The sequence below is a fragment of the Desulfonatronum parangueonense genome (assembly GCF_054656975.1).
On record NZ_BAAHXH010000003.1, the window covers coordinates 2,242,647 to 2,259,497 of the forward strand.

A 16,851-nucleotide genomic window follows, 5' to 3' on the forward strand; every position below is an offset into this window, starting at 1 on the left:
TTTGGTGCATTGTTTGCAATCCTATGCAAGGCATAAATACAACGCAAGCCATCCGACGCCAAGTTCGAGCAGACCATCGCCATGCGTGTGACATCACGCCGAATCCAATCTCCGCACAAACAGATCACGCTTCATGAAACCGCCGCTTCAGGTCACGAAACGCACCCTGTTTTCCTGGGTTTTTCAGCGCCACCACAAGCTGCGAATCCTGCTGGTACTGATCATCTTCGTAACCGTGGCGGCGCGGGTGCTGCCGCTGGAACTGCAAAAAAACATCGTCAACGACGCCATCGGCATGCGCGACGTGGACCTCCTGCTGTTTTATTCAGGGTTGTACATCGCCATCGTGATCCTGGGAGGGATTCTCAAGTACGCCATCAACCTGATCCAGGCCTATATCGGTCAGCAAACCATCAAGACCATCCGCCGCGATCTGTTCAACCACATCATTTCCCTGCCCCTTCCATTTTTTCGCAAGACCCCTCCGGGCACGGTGATCAATTCCATGGTCACCGAACTCAATCCCGTGGGCGACTTCATCGGCCAGGCCTTTTCAACGCCGCTGGTGAACATCCTGACGTTCTTGGCCATTGCCGGGTTCATGTTCTACCTCAACCCGCTTTTGGCCGGGCTCAGCCTGCTCCTGTACCCCACGGAACTGATCATTCTCCCCTGGCTGCAACGCAAAATGAACGCGGCCAACCGGCGCCGGATGGCTTCCACCCAGTCGGTCAGCGGAACCATCGGCGAATCCATCGGCGGGGTGCAGGAAATACATGCCAATGCCGGCTACAAGCTCGAGGACGCCAAGTTCGGGAAGAAACTCGATCTGCTCTACAAGAACACGCTGGTCATGTACGCCTTCAAATACGGCATCAAGTTCTACAACAACTTCTTTCAAAGCCTGGGCCCGTTTATTCTTTTCCTGGTCGGCGGCTATCTGGCGATTCAGGGTCAGCTGGACATAGGGGCTCTGGTGGCCTTCTTGTCCTCCTATGAAAAGCTCTACGATCCCTGGAAGGAACTGATGGAGTACTACCAGACCTATCAGGACAGCACGGTGCGCTACACCCAGATCATGGGCTACTACGACATCGAGCCGGAATATCTTCCCAGTCCCGTCGACCGCGCGGCGCATGACTTCCAGGGCCGGATCGATCTTCAGTCCGTCGGATACATGGTGGACGGGAACATCAAACTTCTGGACAAGATCAACCTCTCCATCCAGCCCGGGGAACTTCTGGCTCTGGTCGGTTTTTCCGGATCGGGAAAGTCGACCCTGGCCCTGTGCATTGCCCAGATCTTCAAGTACACCAACGGCTCCCTGAAGATCGACAACCAGGAACTGAATCGCCTGACCAAGGCGGACATGGCCGTGAACATGGGCATGGTCGCGCAGCATCCGTTTATTTTTGAAGGCACTCTCCAGGACAACCTGCTCTATTCCTGCGAAGCGCAACGCCTGCAAGGCAAAACCTGTTCCGGTATTTCCGGAACACCGAGCCTGGACCGCATCATTGAAATAATTCAACAAGTCGGGCTGTATCTGGATGTACTCAGCTTCGGATTCCGGGGCACCCTCGACCCTGAAAAAGACCGGGAATTGGCAGGCCACATCCTGCACGCCCGCCAGATGCTCAGGCAAAACGCCGGGGAGGATCTGGCCGAGGATGTCGAGTTCTTTGATCCGCAACACTACGTTCACGGCGCCACGTTGTCCCAGAACCTGATCTTCGGCTCCTCCGCGGCTCCCGGACTCTCACCGGAGACGCTGCACGCCAATGTCTCCTTCCGCCGATTCCTGCAAACCCGGAACCTGCTCGAGCCGTTGAACGAACTGGGATATGCCATTGCGACCCGCAACGTGGACGTGATCACCACGCTGGGCGGCGGACTGGAACTCTTCGCCGATTCGCCGATTCCGGCCGATGAATTTGAGGACTACGCCATGCTGGTTTCCAGAGTTCCGGAATATGATTTTACCAGGTTGGATGAAAATGACCGGGCGAAACTGCTCAAACTGGCCCTGGGTTTCATCTCCAGTTCCAATGCCATGGGCAGAATTTCAACGGATCTCAAGCACCGCATCGTAGACAGCCGAGCCGCCTTCCGGGAGTGGGCCGAATCCAACGCGCCCGGTGCATTCGACTTTTACAACCTGAAGACCTACATCGCATCCGAATCCATCCTGGACAATATCCTGTTCGGAGTCATCAAGCCCGAAGTCGCCGGAGCCGAAGACCGGATCAAGAAACGCATCATGCAGGTGTTGATCGTCGAGGACGTTCTGGACCGCATCATCGAGTACGGGCTCCAATTCAACGTCGGCAGCCAGGGAGACCGTCTCTCCGGCGGCCAGAGACAGAAAACGGCCTTGGCCCGTGTCTTTTTGAAGAACCCGCCGATCCTGATCCTGGACGAAGCCACCGCGGCCCTGGACAACGCGTCCCAGGCCCGCATCCAGAACCTGCTGGAGAGCAGATTCAAGACGAAAAGCACCGTCATTGCCGTGGTCCACCGCCTGGACATTCTCAAAGGCTATGACCGGATCGGCGTGCTCAAGTCCGGGAAGTTAGTTGAGCTGGGGAGCTATGAAGAGTTGATCAAGAAAAAGGGAGTGTTCCATGAACTCGTCCACGGCCGTCAATAGCAGCGAAACCGAATTCGATCAGAACCTGAACGCCTTGCGCGGCATCTCATTTTTTTCGGAGCTGGGCCTGCAGCCCCTGAAGGCACTGGCCTATCTCTGCAAACGGAAACGATATCGACCAGACGACAACATTTTTTCCCAGGGAGATCTGGACACCCAGGCCTACTGCCTGCTGAGCGGATCCGCCCGGATCACCCGGGGCGAAGGCGAAGGAGTTGTGGTCCTGCGAACAATGGAAACCGGAGACTTCATCGGTGCCTTGTCCCTGGTGGCGCAGACCAGGCGTCTTTTTTCCCTGCAGGCTCTCGAGCCGACCCTCTGCCTGGTCCTGCCGCAAAAGCACTTCCTGGGACTTGTCTCCAGCTCGCCGGACCTTTCCGCGACCTTTTTCAAGGCCCTGTATCGCTCCCTGTACCGGTGGGAGGAGGAACTCCTCTCCAGGTCCAACCGGCAGGATCTGCAGAAGGCGAAAGACTTTCTGGGCGTGACGCTGCTGTAGGGGCAATGAAACAGCCGTATTCAATGTGTAGGGTAACTACTCAGCACACGTTGTGCGATCTGCCTCCGAAAATCGGGGTCGGAGTCGGAATCGGGGTCGGAATCGATTCCAAAACGTTAAGGAGCCTTCACATAACTTCGCTTTCGATACCGATCCCGATACCGACTCCGATATCAACTCGGCAACAGCAGTAGCATACTGAACAGTTACGTGTAGAGTAGAGTTAAGCAACTATTGGTAACGCTTATGGTGCGGGAAGGGTGAAGAGAAAGGTTGATCCCTGGCCGACTTCGCTTTGGACCCGGATCTTGCCGTTGTGTTTTTCGATGTATTCCTTGCACAGGATCAAGCCCAGACCGGTGCCGTGTTCACCTTGCGTGCCGGGGCGGGACATATTTCGCGTAAGGGCGAATATATGCTTTCGGGTTTCCTGATCCATGCCGATGCCGGTGTCCCGCACGGCAACTTCAATCATGTCTCCATCCCGAAATCCGGAGATGGTCACCGCCCCTCCGTTGCGTGTATATTTCAAGGCATTGGAGACAAGGTTGCGGACAACGGTGGAGATCATGGGCAAATCGACCATAGCCTCCAGTTTTTCAGGAATGTTGTTTTGGATGGCAATCTCTTTCAACTCGGCCACTGAGCACAGCGATTCAATGCTGTTGTTGACCAGTTGATGAAGATTGGTGGATTTTGGGAGGAAATTCATGAGGCCTTGCTGGACAAGAGCCCAATGGAGCAGATTTTCCAGCAGGGCATACAGGCGCTCGGTGCTTTTTCGCATCGCCGAGGCGACCTCTTGCAACTGCTTCGCGGTCATGCTCTCAGCGTCCTGAGAGAATATCGTCGACAAGGTCATCAGGCCGGACATCGGCGATTTGAGATCGTGGGCAATGATGGAAAAGAATTTGTCCTTTTCAGCCAAAAGGGCCTTGAGTTCGGCGCTGTAACGCCGAATCTCGTCCTCGTTGCTTTTGCGTTCCGTAATGTCCGTGGCCACCTCCATCCGCACGAAACGGCCATCGGTCCATGGGATGGCACTGTCCTGACACAGATACCAACGCTGATTTTTCGAGTTTTGGAACGACCACTCATAGATACCGTTCGGCTTTCCATCCTTCAGCAACTTTTCATTGGTGCAAAACGAGCAGGGTCCATTCTGCTCATGCTGCAAGACCTCCCAACACTTTTTCCCAGCGGCGTCTCCGCGAAGTTTCCGGCCATGAGCATTGATGAAAAGAACTTCGTAGGTGTCCATGTCCACGATGTAGATCAGCGCCTCAATGCTGTCCAAGACCGTGATCAACCGCTGGTGTGAAAGGTGCAGTTCGTGCTCGGCCAGACGGCGCTCCGTGACGTCCATGAGAAAGCCGTCATAGATGGGGCTCCCTTTCGCTCCCGGCTTCACCTTGGTGTTCAAGGACGCCCAGAAGGTTGTCCCATCCCGGCGGACCATCTCGGTGACAAAATTCTTGATCTGCCCATGGGCTCGAAGCTTTTCCTTGTACACTTCCCGATCTTCAGGCCGAACATAGAGTTGGGCCGAGATGCTCTCAACCTGATCGACCATTTCCCCTGGGGTCGCGAAACCGAACAGATGAGCCATTTCGGAGTTGACTGTAAGATAGCGGCCTTCAGGGGTCGCCTGGAAAACACCCACGGGGGCGTTTTCAAACAGATCGCGATATTTCTCCTCGCTCCTCCGTAACGCTTCTTCGAAACGGACCCGTTCAGTGATGTCCGCAACAATGAGGAGAAGTCCCTGACCGGAATCACCTTCAGGCAGCCCTCCCGCATGGTTGTCCCGCTTTCCGATGCACCGCACATGCACCGCTTCGGCATTTCCGCCGATCAGCCTGAAATCCAGCCGTTTTCCCGAAGGACTTTTGAAAAATGCCTTGAAACGACCGAGAAATGCCGGCCGGTCTTCGGGGAAAATCAGTTCCGTCAATGGGCTGTTGGCTAAGACAAGGTGCTCACTACCGAGCATACGGGCAAAGGTTTGGTTATGATGCGTAATGACGCCTCCGGCATCAATGATCAGGTAACCGGTCGGGGCATTATTGAACAGTTCCGCATAACGGTCCTTGACCTGCTCCAAACGTTGCTGGGTTGCCCGCAGTTCCTCGTTCTGCAGTTCCAGTTCGACCTGATACACCTGATACTCATGGATCAGGCTTTTCAGCTGATCCGGAGAGAGATTCTCATCCGGGCGGCTCATGTCGGCCAGGCGAGCCTCGGCCTGTTCTCTGAGCCATTGTCGCTTATCAGCAGGATCGTCGGTCATGCTCGTGGGTCCTCCAAAGCTGGATCAATGACCATCAACAACACCTTTGTAAAGGCCTGAATGCCTCGCACCTTCGTCCTTCGGCGCTATTCATGCACCATGTATTCGTTATTGGCAATGGATGCTGCTTTCCTTGGGAAAGTCCTCAAGAATGTTTCCATTACGAGAAGCTACGTCATCAAGTTTGCTTATGAGCCAATCTATCAAGGCGCTGATCCGGATTTAGTAGCTATTCAGCACATACTCTGTAGTATCTCGCCAGAGCTGGATTCCGGCTTTCGCCGGAATGACGCATCATGCCACGTATTTTCCAAGTTAAGTCATGCCGGCGAAGGCCGTTATCCAGTCCGATTTTTCTCGAATGAGCTGAGTAGTTACCGGATTTATTCCATACGTGGGGTCAAGGATGTTTACGTCTTGTCGGGGTAATAGCTGCATGGTAAAACTGTCTGCGCGCAGATGAGTCAAAGAAATTCCAATAGCGCATGAAAATCTTTAGGCGGCTCATTTTTTCTGAAAATTTGAGATAAATCTGTAACAATTCCGGCGTATGGCCCGAACCTCGATTCAGGCCTTTTAGCGATGCCGGATTTAAATGTCAGCATCTATTCAGGTTCCCTGACGCATGACGACCAGAGCCTGATATATCTTTTCCCGCCTCTCCCGGGGCCACAAATGTTCATTTGAACGACAGGAGACGACATGGAACGGGAAGACAAGCTGAAATTGACCTACTCCCAGGAGCAGTTGGCGGAAATGCTGCGCTCCATGGCCGACGCCATGGAGCATGGTCGGCTGCGGCTGGAAAATGTCGAGTTTGACTGGAACGATGTTCAAAAAATCAATCTGGCCATTCGGAACTCGGCGGGCATGGCCGAGGTCAAGCTGAAAATCGCCTCCGGAGCCCGATCCATGGTCGTCCCCGAGGAGGAAGACGAAGACCCGACAGCGATTGAAACTGAAATACCCGGTGCCCCGGTACCGGGCGGCAGTTATGGTTCCTTGAAAAAGCGGATGAAGAAGTCCTTCAAGAACATCATGTACGCGCTGCACGAAAACACCTGGCCGTCTCAGCCGGATATCGATGATTTCATTCAGGATTCCGGAAGGATGATCCGTTATCCCGGCAAAGGCGACGAATTCTATCCTGCCTATTCCGAAGCCGTGTCCGTATTCCAGGAAGCCGTGCGCGCACGGGACCTGGACGCGGCCTATCAGGCCGCGCATGCCTTGAACTCACTGAAGACCCAATGTCATAAAAAGTACGATTGACATGCCGAATTCCGCGTCGGGACCGCAAGATTGGGGACGTGCATTGGCACGATGAAGGATCTGCGGGCTGAATGTCAAACTGAAGGCATTGGGATGGATTGATGAACACGGACCGGGAATTGGAGGAAACGATGTTGTCTGCTCAAGGCAGAAAAATGGAAATCGTCCGGCGAGACGAGTCCGCGGTGCAGGTCAAGGAAATGGAGTATCCGCCCCAGTTGACTGAAGCGGATGAAAAACATTTCAGAAGCATCATCACCCAGGGCCTCAGTCCGGAGCAGATCCAACGGGTGGTCACGCCGCTGCGGGTCCAGTCCAGGCAGGAAGACGTGCTGGCCATTCACTGGCACCCGGAATTCATTCCCATGGACCTGATCTCCCGGCGCATTGAGGCCACCTATCCCGACAAGGTCCGCGAACTGATCATCCCCACCCAGCACAACGTGCTCATGGAGTACGGGGACTATTCAGGTGTGGAAGTGGACTGCTATTCCCACGAGTTTCAGCGAAAAGTGCAGCTCTTGCTCCACTTCCGGACCAGCAGACTGGAATCCGCGGACGTGTTCAAGGCCATGCTGGATCACACCTTTCGCTACCGCTCCAGCCAGCTTTATGCCTTTTTGGATATGGTAACCAACATCAAGTACGAGGACTACCTGCAGTTGGCTTCCGAGGAAACCGGCGTGGACGAGGACGTGGTCCGATTCGCCCGGATTCAGGCCAAGAAACTGCAAATGCTCCTGGAGGAACATGAACAGATCATTCCCCGGGACATGATCAAGAACAAGCTGATCCGGGAATTCATCGACGTCCAGCGGCACCTCTTTCCGGCGTCCCTGGTCCACCGGACTCAGCTTTTCCTGAAGAGCGTGAAAAGCATGGCCAAGGAAAACTTCAGCCTGACCTATTTCTACCGAACCTCGGAGTTCATCGAGGAGACACGGGCCCTGGGCGGCGGCGTGGTGGTGCCGCACCCAGAACAGTTCTGGCCGATACTTTTGGCGGACTATGACGTGGACGGCTACGAGGTCTGGAATCCCCAGTCCCAGGAGTACACGGAATTCCTGATCAACGTGATCCACCGCCAGAACAAGACCCGCAGGGCGGGGCAGCGTTCCCTGCTGGTGTTCATGGGCGACGACACCCACATGAGCGAGAAGGTCAAGGATCCCGGCCATGCCGAAGCGAGCAAATACTACCGGGATATCGGCGTGCAGCCGGCCTGGGATGATCTTTCCGTCCGAAAAAGCCTGATCGTGGGCAACGCCGGCCGGGCTCGGGTCATCGAGGAGTACAAGGCCCGGCTGGATGGCTGAGCCCGTAACTATTCAGCAGTTGAAGCAAGGATGGTCCGGGTTGCCTTGATTTTGCGGTCTCGCCTGTTTGACTGAGCCAGGGTTCGTTCACCGAACCATTGCCGGACTCCTGGAGCACGAGTGTTGATTATTCAAGCAATGGTTCGGTGTTACGAAGCCGGCGAAGGAGTTGGTGAGGCCGCAAAATCAAGGCAACCCGGACCTTAGCTGAGTAGTTACCTGAGCCCAAGGCCCCTGTTTTTTGAACCCTAACCCGAAGCGAGCACAGCAATGGCGGAAGAAAAATTTCGGCACGACTCCCTGCAGGACCGGGAATCCATCGGCAAGTACCTCAATGCCCTGAGTGATGGCTTCCTGAACGGCAAACTCCAGTTTTCCTGGAAAGACAAACGCCTGGTCCTGGAACCGGAAAGCCTGATCAAGTTCGACATTGAGACCCGGAAAAAAGACGGGGAAGTGAAAATGATCCTGCGCTTCCGCTGGGAGCAGGCCTCGGAAAGCACCATGTTCGTGGACGGACCGCTGGTCATCGATTCCCAGACCAAAGGATAGACCTGCATGCATTCCCTCGAGGGACTGGAACAGAAAATCCAGTTCATGGTTCTGGAAGTGTCCAAACAGGTTGACGACACGCTCAAGGTGCTGATCAAGCCCGACAAGGCGGTCATCGAGAAGATTGCCTCCCGGGACGACTATATCGACAACTTCAAGAGCGTGATCGAGAACACCTGTTTTTCGAGATTGCACAGCCAGGCGCATTTGGACAAGACCGGGATCGACTTCATCCGGGCAGTGAACATCATCAGTAACAACCTGGAACGAATCAGCGATTTTTCCGTGGATATCGCCCGGCAGCTGCGGTACATCTCCGATCACCGCTTTCTGGATCAGTTCGAGTACCGGCCCTTTTTTCGCCAAATCCTCGGGGCTCTGGACATCGTGGTCCGCTCCCTTTTTCACCGCGACCTTTCCCTGGCCTTGCGCATCTGTCGGTCGGAATTCGTTCTGGACAAGCTGTACAAGCACAAATTCGACAAGATAATCGTCCGGTTGCAGTCCGGCCGTGAAACCCACGACCTGATCACCACCCTGTTCATCTTCCGTTATCTGGAGCGCATGGGCGATTCGCTGCTGAACATCGGCGAGGCGGTAATCTTTTCCGTGGTCGGCGAGAAGCTGAAGATCAACCAGTACCAGGCCCTGCGCGAGTCCCTGGACAACCTGGACTTCGACCTGCGCATGCGCGACGTGGACTTTGAATCCATCTGGGGCACCCGGTCCGGTTGCCGAATCGGCAAGGTTACCAACGGGACCCAAAGCGACGCCACCGGGGTCATCTTCAAGGAAGGCAAGCTCAAAAAAATCCTTCAGGAGAAGGCGAACATCCAGCAATGGGAAACCATTTTTCCCGGACTGACCCCCAAGGTGTTCGGTTTCCAGGAGAGCATGGACAACGCGTCGATCCTGCTGGAATTTCTGACCGGATGCACCTTCCAGGAAATCGTCTTTAACGACGATCCGGAACAGTTGGAAAACGCCTTTTTCCTGGTCCAGGAAACCGCGGCGATGATCTGGCAGAACACCCTGAGCAAGGGCAGCAAGCCCTGCTCTTTCACCAGCCAGTTGTATTCGCGGCTGGAGGACGTGTTCGTGGCCCATCCGGACCTGAACAACCCGCGAATCCAGTTTTGCGGCCTGGAGTTGCCCTCCACGGAGGAATTGCTGGCCGAATTGGCCGAGGTGGAGCGAGAGCTGAGCGCGCCGTTCACTGTCTTCACCCACGGGGACTACAACATCAACAACATCATCTACAACCAGAAGGAGCAACGGGTACACTACATCGACGTGCACCGCTCCAAGCAGGATGATTATGTCCAGGACGTGTCGGTTTTCCTGGTCTCCAACTTCCGGATTCCGATTTTCGAGGGCGCCGTGCGGAACAATCTGAATCAGGTGGAGTTGCGCTTCCTACAGTTCGCCCGCCAGTTCGCCAAGGAACAACACGACGAGACCTTCGAGGCCCGGCTGGCCCTGGGCCTGATCCGCTCATTCATCACCTCCGCCCGGTTTGAGCTGAACGTACAGTTCGCGGCCGGCATGTTCGCCCGAGGCGTGTATCTCGCGGAAAAGATCCTGGCCTATCGCGGCAGGCCCTGGGAGCGGTTCCAGGTTCCGGTGAAAATCCTGCAATTTCGGTCTTTTTAAGCAACCACACAGCGAAGTTCCGGGTTGCCTTGTTACAGATATGGCATCATCTCCAACGTAAGGACGACACATGAGACGTATTGCAGTTATCGGCAACCCCGGCTCCTGGTCCACGGAAAAGCTGGCGGACGCCTTTGCGGCCAAAACAGGATTCCGATGCGTGGTGGACATGTCCCGGGTGCACATGGATCTGGAAACCGGCGCATTGTGGTTCGACGGCCAGGATCTTTCCCTGTTCGATGCCCTGGCCGTGAAGAAGATCGGGCCCGCCTATTCGCCGGACATGCAGGACCGATTGAGCATGTTGGAATTGCTGAACCGCAACGGGACTCCGGTTTTTTCAAAACCTTGCGCAATCCTGACGGCTTTGAACCGATTGAGTTGCACCGTGAAACTGCGCGCCGGAGACATGCCCATGCCCCCCACCGTGATCACGGAAAGCCCGGACCTGGCGGAACAGGCAGTCGCTGATTTTGGACGCGCCGTCTTCAAGCCGCTTTATACCTCCAAGGCTCGGGGCATGGAGGTGATCGAGGCCGGGGCCGCGTGTCGGGAGCGGATCGCCCGCTTCCAGAGCCAGGGCAACCCGGTGATGTATGTGCAGAAAATGCTCTCCACCCCAGGCAAGGACCTGGGCATTGTCTTTCTCGGTGGCGAATATTTCGGCACCTACGCCCGGCAAAGCAACGGAGCCTGGAACACCTCCACCTCCAGCGGCGGCAAGTACAAGCACTACGCACCGGGCCGGGAGATCATCGACCTGGCTTGGCGGGCCCAGGATCTGTTCGGGCTGGATTTCACCTGCGTGGACATCATGGAAACCGAGGACGGTCCGATGATTTTCGAGGTCTCCGCCTTCGGCGGCTTCCGGGGGCTGCTGGAAGCCTGCAGCCTGGATGCCTCGGTTCATTTCGCGGATCATGTGCTCAAAAAGTGCGATCATGTCTCGCCATAGCCCGGAACAGGTCCACGCGCTCTTGTCGGAGAAGTTGGACAAAGCCCGGATTCAAGCCTCTTTGCGGCTGCGCTTCAGCGGATGCCGGATCGTGGTGAATGCCGATAACCCACCGCTCATCGCCAACCTCCGCCGGTACTATTCCGATTTCCTGGATCCCGTGGCGCAGGAGGAAGGCGCGAAGGTCCGGGACCCGGATATCGTGATCACCGCACTGGAAGATCCTCTGCTGGAATTCGACGCGCCCTGGACCGTGAATCAGCCTGATCCGGGCAAGTCCAGAATCAAGGAAGAGTACCTGGATCATGGCGAAGCACGGATCGTGCTCAAGCGGTTGACCGGGATGCTCTTTCTCTTCGATCAGCGGCGCCATGCGGCCTTCGGTCCCTGCCTGGTCAACGACAGTCAGGTGATCAACTTCATCAACAGTCGTTTCATCCAGTGGATGCTGGATCGGGAGAGCCTGCTTTGTCATGCCGCCGGAGTGGCGAAGCATGGCAAGGGGCTGGCCTTGGCCGGATTTTCCGGAATGGGCAAGTCCACCCTGGCCTTGCATATGATGAGCCGGGGCCTGGATTTCGTGAGCAACGACCGCCTGTTGATCAGCCGCGGAGACGGCAAAATCATGATGCACGGCGTGGCCAAACTGCCCCGTGTCAATCCCGGGACCATTATGGGCAATCCAGCTTTGGCCGGAATGCTCGATGCAGCCCAGAAGGACGCCTACGCCAGAATGGCTCCGGAAGAACTGTGGACCCTGGAGCAGAAACACGACGTCTATCTGGATGAATGCTTCGGACCCGGCAAGTTCTTGAATTCCTCCAAACTGACCGGTCTGGTGATCCTGAACTGGAGCCCAAAGTACCCGCGGACATCCTTGGAACTGGTGGATCTGGCTCAGCGTCCGGAATTATTGGAAACAGTGGTCAAATCACCAGGACTCTTCTTCCTGCCCCGCCCGGGCCGTACGTACCGGTTCCAGACCGAGGCCTACCTGCGAATGTTCGAGGATTGCGCCGTGTTCGAGGCCAAGGGTGGAGTGGATTTTGATCATGTTGCCGAGGCCTGCATTCATTACCTGGACCAGCAGGGCTGGTAGGCGGACCGGAACCAAGCCAGGATGCTCAAAAAAGAGGACCTTCGAGCGCACCCCGCGCGAGGGTGAGGAGGTTCTGGACAAAAACCGGGAAATGAGCATTTCCGTCGAAAATCAAGGGCAGGAGGCGTAAGCCGCCCCCTGCCCACGGTCAACGCGCCGGCCATCCCGGCCCAGGCTGAATGACACTGCTCCAAGCCTTGAGCTGCTCAGTGCCCCCCATGTACGTGACCATTTCGGCGTTGATCATGGTCCGTAGACTTCCCGGGGCCAGGCTCGGTCCTCATTCGAACCGGATTGCCGAATGACGGATCGCTGCTCACCTTGTAGGCTACCGTCCCCGGCGGATGATCGTACCAGCCGGGATCGCCGTATTCTCCGGGACCGAGTTCATCCCGGACCTTCAATATGTTCATCATTCCGCCCATGGCGATGTTGCCGAAAGGGCCCTTGCCCATGAACATGGGCAAGGTATTTTCCGGCCCCGGCATGTGGCCGGCATCGGTATGATCCTGGTGATCGGCCATGCCGTAGCGGCCCATGGCCATATAGCCCGGCAGGATCTTGCGGATGCGTTCCTCGATGCCGCTCTGGTCCACGCCGATGGTGTTGGCGATTTCATGGGCCATGGGGTTCATGGTGTGATGAGCCATATGGCAATGAAACGCCCAGTCTCCGGGTACGGCGGTGAACTCGATGTCCCGGGTCTGCCCCACACCGACGATCTCCGTGGCTTCCGAACGCCATAAATTCCGCGGCCACCGTCCGCCGTCGCCTCCCGTGACCAAAAAATGTACGCCATGCAAGTGCATGGGATGATTCCACATGGACAGATTGCCCATCCGAATGCGCACCCGCTCCCCGGTGCGGGCGACCATGGGCGCCGTGGCCGGAAAGACCTTGCTGTTGATGGTCCACAGATCGAAATCCACCATCACCGAAGGGTCTGGGCGGTAGGTGCCGGGGTGCAGCGCCCAGTTGTGCAGCAGAAGCACAAAATCACGATCCACAGGAGCGATGGCCGGATCCCGGGGATGAATGACGAACATGCCCATCATGCCCATGGCCATCTGGACCATCTCATCCACATGCGGATGATACATCTGGGTGCCATGCTGGCGCAGGGTGAATTCGTAGGCAAAGGTCTCTCCAGGCTCGATGTGCGGCTGGGTCAGACCGCCCACGCCGTCCATGCCGCTGGGCAGCTTGAATCCGTGCCAATGCACGGATGTCGGCTCGCCAAGAAGGTTGGTCACGTAGATGCGCACCTGGTCCCCCTCCACCGCCTCGATGGTCGGGCCGGGCGTGGTGCCGTTGTAGCCCCAGCAATGGGCCCAGCAACCCGGAGCGAATTCATGGTCGATCTTCTCGGCCACCAGGTGAAACTCCTTGACCCCGTTGTTCATCCGGAAGGGCAGGGTCCAGCCGTTGGGAGTATGCACACGTGCATGCCCGTTGCGCTGTCCGTGCGCCTCTGTCTGTCCCATGACATGGCTGGCATGTTCATGTTGCGACGCATCGGCGGAAACCGTTTTGGCTCCGATCAATGCATGAGCCAGAGCGCCCGCTCCCGCGCCCACAAGAAAATTGCGCCGGGAAACCATGCTAATGTCCTCCGTGATGGTGTTGTTCGTGATTTTCTGTTTCCGGAGCATGGTGCTCATGATCCGTTTTTTCATGATTGTGTTCAGAGTGATCATGTTCCGGCGCTTCATCCGGATCCATCAGCTCCGGGAGCCGAATCAGCTCCGGTTCGAAGCCCAGTCCACTGGGCAATTCCGTTCCCACCAGCCGCGCCAGTTCGGTTCTGGCGAGCCAGTAATCCCGCACGGCGTCGACGTAGCCGTGATAGGCCTCGTACTCTTGCTGCTTGGCGCGGATCAGGTCGAAGACGTCGACCAGCATGAAGTTGAACCGTTCCTGGGTCCGCTCCACGATGTCGCTGCGTTGCGGAACCAGAACATCCCGATATTCGACCACTTTTTCCCGTGCGCCGAGCACCTGTTGATAGGCCAGAAAGACTTCGTTGCTGGTGGCGATTTCCAGGGCATGCAGCCGGGCCAGTCCCGCCTCCAGGCGCGCGTCGGCGTGCAGAATCGCGCCCTGATTCTGACTGAACAACGGCAGGGACAAGGAAATGAACGGACCGAAAAGTCTGCTGCGATCCGTCTCCCGTTCCAATTCAACCCCGAGTTCCACTTCGCCGATATACCGGAATCGGCGCGCGAGAATTGCGCCATCGTCCAGCAAGTCCAGCTCCCGGCGGGCGGCCGCGAGTTCCAGCCGCCCTTCGTGGGCCAGGATCAGGATGTCGTTCAAATCGTCTTCCACCGGTACCGGCAGGGCAAGCCCTTCGCCCACGGACCAGACTGCTTCCCGGGCATGCAATCCCATCAGTGCGTTCAGATCAGCCCGGGCCTCCTCCACCTGCAACCTGGCATCCACCAGGGCCAGACGGGCCTCGGACGCCGCGGCCTGCTCCATGCTCAAATTCAACGCGGAAATATTTCCCGCATCCCGGAACCGTCCCGCCAGTTCCGAGGACAGGCCCGAGGCCATTTCCTGAAGTTCCCGCATCCGAACGACCTCCCGTGCCGCGGCCAACCTATAATAGGCCGCTTCCGTGCGGGCGATGAGGTCCAGGACCGTGGCGGCGACCTCGCTTTTTGTCCGCTCCAACTGTCCATCCGATATGCGCCGCCGTGAGGAGATCAGCAGCAAATCAGCAAAATTCTGGGCCAGACCAAAAGTCAGTTGATTGGCCGCGCCGGATTCATTGGAAGTCATGATGGAGGCGGAAAACCGGGGATTGCTCAGCCGTGCGGCCTGAGCCACGTCCGCCGAGGCAATCCCAAGTTCGGCGTACAACTTGCGCAGCTCCGGATTGTGGGTCAGGGCGAGCCGGACCGCATCGGCCCTGGTCAACGCAACACCCTGTAACTGCGGCCGTTCAAGAACATCCGGAGACAGCTCCAGCACATATCCGCTCCGCTCCAAGGTCACCCCTGCCACGCTCCCGGCACCCCGATCAGCGGGCACGCTCGCGCATCCCGTCAGGGAAAATATGGATGCGACAAGCAAAACAAAACGTAACGCATTCCTCATTCTCGCTCCTGTTGATTACAGAGTGCCTTACCAAGGAACTGTCTCGAATTTTCGGAGCAACTGACCGTTCAAGACCTCGCCGGACAATATCCTGAACACTTCCTGACTACGGCAAGATTCGCAAATACGGCAATATCGGATGAATCGGAGGATTCCGCATCATTATCACACAAACCGGAATCAAGATATACATGTAAAAACTATGACACACTTTACTGAATGCAACCAACGTCAGGCTCGTATGGGTACTCAGGGTCTCCCTGCTCGTACTCATCTTCAACTTCGCGACGATCTCTTTTCCATCCATCTGCCAAAACCTGTATTCATTGCGGTATATGGCCCACGGGCAGATTAACTTGCAGCGCCGTGCCCCGGCGAGTAGACAAGTGCACATGCCGCAACTAACGACCCCTTCCTCACCATCCTCCGGGTCAGACTAGGCTGAACTTCTGAATTTAACTGAGATTTTTTTTATGACCGCACAGGAGATGAAAGAAGAAGTCGGCCGATATTCTCAGGATACCGAGCCCGACTCCAATAAGCAGGCCAGGCCGCGGACCGAGGTCCTGGCCGCGATCTGCGAGCGTTTTTCCATCACCGTGATGTACGCCTTCGGCAGCCGGAGCCGGGAGGCTTTAGCGTGGACCAAAGGGGAAATCGGGAGCATGGCACGGACTCCATCCGATCTGGACATAGGAGTTCTGCCCAGGATAGGACTGCGCCTCGGCCCACGGGAAAAGGTCGATCTGGCCATTGATCTGGAGGATCTTTTCGATGTTGGCCGCGTGGATTTGGTGGTTCTCCCGGAAGCGCCGCCCTTTCTGGCTTCCACGATCATCCAGGGAGAACGACTCTACGCCGCGGATGAGGACGACGCCGATGAGTATGACCTGTATATCCTCAGAAGGGCTGGAGATCTTCTGCCTTTCCACCGAGAGCGGATTGGGCTGATTTTGGGAGGGGACGAATGACGAAAGGCGAGTTATCGAAACGTGTCGTAGCTGATCGAGTGCAGTGGATCGAAACCATGATCTCCCAGATTCGGGCGCTCCCCTCGGGAGACAGAGAGCATTTTTTTTCCGACCCCCGCAATGCCTTGGCCTGTGAATCCTGCCTGCGACGCGCTCTGGAGGCCCTGTTGGACCTGGGCCGACATCTGCTGGCCAAGGGGTTTGGGGTTGCCGTGGAAGAATACAAGGAAATCGGAACGGCCTTGGCCCGCCACGAGGTGATTACGGACGAGCAGGCACGTCTGTTCCGAGTCATGGCCGGATATCGCAATCGCATGGTCCATTTTTATCATGAGGTTTCCGATGAGGAACTTTGGGAAATATGTCTGCATCACACTGGCGACATGGAAACCGTTCTCGATGCCATGAAGCACTGGATCCGGGCACATCAAAAATCTTTTCCAGATACGCAGTGAAGACCGTGAGACCGTGGCCTTTTCGCCGGAAGCGGCA

General features: G+C 56.5%; 13 protein-coding genes. 10 read left to right on the forward strand and 3 right to left on the reverse strand.

From position 1 onward, the window contains the following. Positions 1–133 precede the first annotated feature (133 nt). Both ACYQ15_RS10280 and ACYQ15_RS10285 read left to right on the forward strand, forming a co-directional pair. Complete coding sequence (locus ACYQ15_RS10280) at positions 134–2,650, forward strand: ABC transporter transmembrane domain-containing protein (protein WP_459937419.1); 2,517 nt, start codon at positions 134–136, stop codon at positions 2,648–2,650. Further along, complete coding sequence (locus ACYQ15_RS10285; protein ID WP_459937420.1) at positions 2,625–3,149, forward strand: Crp/Fnr family transcriptional regulator; 525 nt, start codon at positions 2,625–2,627, stop codon at positions 3,147–3,149. The genes ACYQ15_RS10280 and ACYQ15_RS10285 overlap by 26 nt, the downstream gene beginning before the upstream one ends. Positions 3,150–3,393: 244 nt before the next feature. On the opposite strand, the gene ACYQ15_RS10290 is transcribed toward ACYQ15_RS10285, so the two are convergent. Continuing rightward, positions 3,394–5,439: a PAS domain-containing sensor histidine kinase gene (locus ACYQ15_RS10290; protein WP_459937421.1), complete on the reverse strand. Its 2,046-nt coding sequence runs from the start codon at positions 5,437–5,439 to the stop codon at positions 3,394–3,396. 702 nt (positions 5,440–6,141) lie between these two features. On the opposite strand from ACYQ15_RS10290, the gene ACYQ15_RS10295 reads away from it, so the two are divergent. From ACYQ15_RS10295 to ACYQ15_RS10320, 6 genes are all read left to right on the forward strand, one after another. Next, positions 6,142–6,711: a GAK system XXXCH domain-containing protein gene (locus ACYQ15_RS10295; RefSeq protein ID WP_459937422.1), complete on the forward strand. Its 570-nt coding sequence runs from the start codon at positions 6,142–6,144 to the stop codon at positions 6,709–6,711. A gap of 131 nt (positions 6,712–6,842) precedes the next feature. Continuing rightward, positions 6,843–8,027 (forward strand): hypothetical protein, encoded by a 1,185-nt coding sequence (locus ACYQ15_RS10300; protein WP_459937423.1) that lies wholly within the window; start codon positions 6,843–6,845, stop codon positions 8,025–8,027. Positions 8,028–8,297: 270 nt separating this feature from the next. Next, positions 8,298–8,579 (forward strand): amphi-Trp domain-containing protein, encoded by a 282-nt coding sequence (locus tag ACYQ15_RS10305; RefSeq protein WP_459937424.1) that lies wholly within the window; start codon positions 8,298–8,300, stop codon positions 8,577–8,579. Positions 8,580–8,585: 6 nt separating this feature from the next. Then, complete coding sequence (locus tag ACYQ15_RS10310) at positions 8,586–10,232, forward strand: phosphate signaling complex PhoU family protein (protein WP_459937425.1); 1,647 nt, start codon at positions 8,586–8,588, stop codon at positions 10,230–10,232. 70 nt (positions 10,233–10,302) lie between these two features. After that, on the forward strand, positions 10,303–11,187 hold the full coding sequence (locus ACYQ15_RS10315) for a GAK system ATP-grasp enzyme (RefSeq protein ID WP_459937426.1): 885 nt from the start codon (positions 10,303–10,305) through the stop codon (positions 11,185–11,187). Beyond that, the gene (locus tag ACYQ15_RS10320; RefSeq protein WP_459937427.1) at positions 11,174–12,286 is read left to right on the forward strand and encodes an HprK-related kinase B; all 1,113 of its coding nucleotides are present in this window, start codon (positions 11,174–11,176) and stop codon (positions 12,284–12,286) included. The genes ACYQ15_RS10315 and ACYQ15_RS10320 overlap by 14 nt, the downstream gene beginning before the upstream one ends. 206 nt (positions 12,287–12,492) lie before the next feature. Here the strand turns inward: ACYQ15_RS10320 and ACYQ15_RS10325 are convergent, their stop codons facing one another. Continuing rightward, positions 12,493–13,947: a multicopper oxidase family protein gene (locus ACYQ15_RS10325; RefSeq protein WP_459937428.1), complete on the reverse strand. Its 1,455-nt coding sequence runs from the start codon at positions 13,945–13,947 to the stop codon at positions 12,493–12,495. Next, complete coding sequence (locus tag ACYQ15_RS10330; protein WP_459937429.1) at positions 13,889–15,322, reverse strand: TolC family protein; 1,434 nt, start codon at positions 15,320–15,322, stop codon at positions 13,889–13,891. The genes ACYQ15_RS10325 and ACYQ15_RS10330 overlap by 59 nt, the downstream gene beginning before the upstream one ends. Positions 15,323–15,861: 539 nt before the next feature. Between ACYQ15_RS10330 and ACYQ15_RS10335 the strand changes: the two genes are divergently transcribed. Both ACYQ15_RS10335 and hepT read left to right on the forward strand, forming a co-directional pair. Continuing rightward, positions 15,862–16,359 carry a nucleotidyltransferase domain-containing protein gene (locus ACYQ15_RS10335; protein ID WP_459937430.1) on the forward strand — a complete coding sequence of 166 codons (498 nt, stop codon included), beginning with the start codon at positions 15,862–15,864 and terminating at the stop codon, positions 16,357–16,359. Next, positions 16,356–16,814, forward strand: coding sequence for a type VII toxin-antitoxin system HepT family RNase toxin (hepT, locus tag ACYQ15_RS10340; RefSeq protein ID WP_459937431.1), 459 nt, complete (start codon positions 16,356–16,358; stop codon positions 16,812–16,814). The genes ACYQ15_RS10335 and hepT overlap by 4 nt, the downstream gene beginning before the upstream one ends. Positions 16,815–16,851 lie beyond the last annotated feature (37 nt).

Coding starts and splice junctions, on each gene's coding strand:
- ACYQ15_RS10280 (WP_459937419.1), top strand. CDS start 134: ATGAAACCGCCGCTTCAGGTCACGAAACGCACCCTGTTTTCCTGGGTT.
- ACYQ15_RS10285 (WP_459937420.1), top strand. CDS start 2,625: ATGAACTCGTCCACGGCCGTCAATAGCAGCGAAACCGAATTCGATCAG.
- ACYQ15_RS10290 (WP_459937421.1), bottom strand. CDS start 5,439: ATGACCGACGATCCTGCTGATAAGCGACAATGGCTCAGAGAACAGGCC.
- ACYQ15_RS10295 (WP_459937422.1), top strand. CDS start 6,142: ATGGAACGGGAAGACAAGCTGAAATTGACCTACTCCCAGGAGCAGTTG.
- ACYQ15_RS10300 (WP_459937423.1), top strand. CDS start 6,843: ATGTTGTCTGCTCAAGGCAGAAAAATGGAAATCGTCCGGCGAGACGAG.
- ACYQ15_RS10305 (WP_459937424.1), top strand. CDS start 8,298: ATGGCGGAAGAAAAATTTCGGCACGACTCCCTGCAGGACCGGGAATCC.
- ACYQ15_RS10310 (WP_459937425.1), top strand. CDS start 8,586: ATGCATTCCCTCGAGGGACTGGAACAGAAAATCCAGTTCATGGTTCTG.
- ACYQ15_RS10315 (WP_459937426.1), top strand. CDS start 10,303: ATGAGACGTATTGCAGTTATCGGCAACCCCGGCTCCTGGTCCACGGAA.
- ACYQ15_RS10320 (WP_459937427.1), top strand. CDS start 11,174: ATGTCTCGCCATAGCCCGGAACAGGTCCACGCGCTCTTGTCGGAGAAG.
- ACYQ15_RS10325 (WP_459937428.1), bottom strand. CDS start 13,947: ATGAGCACCATGCTCCGGAAACAGAAAATCACGAACAACACCATCACG.
- ACYQ15_RS10335 (WP_459937430.1), top strand. CDS start 15,862: ATGACCGCACAGGAGATGAAAGAAGAAGTCGGCCGATATTCTCAGGAT.
- hepT (WP_459937431.1), top strand. CDS start 16,356: ATGACGAAAGGCGAGTTATCGAAACGTGTCGTAGCTGATCGAGTGCAG.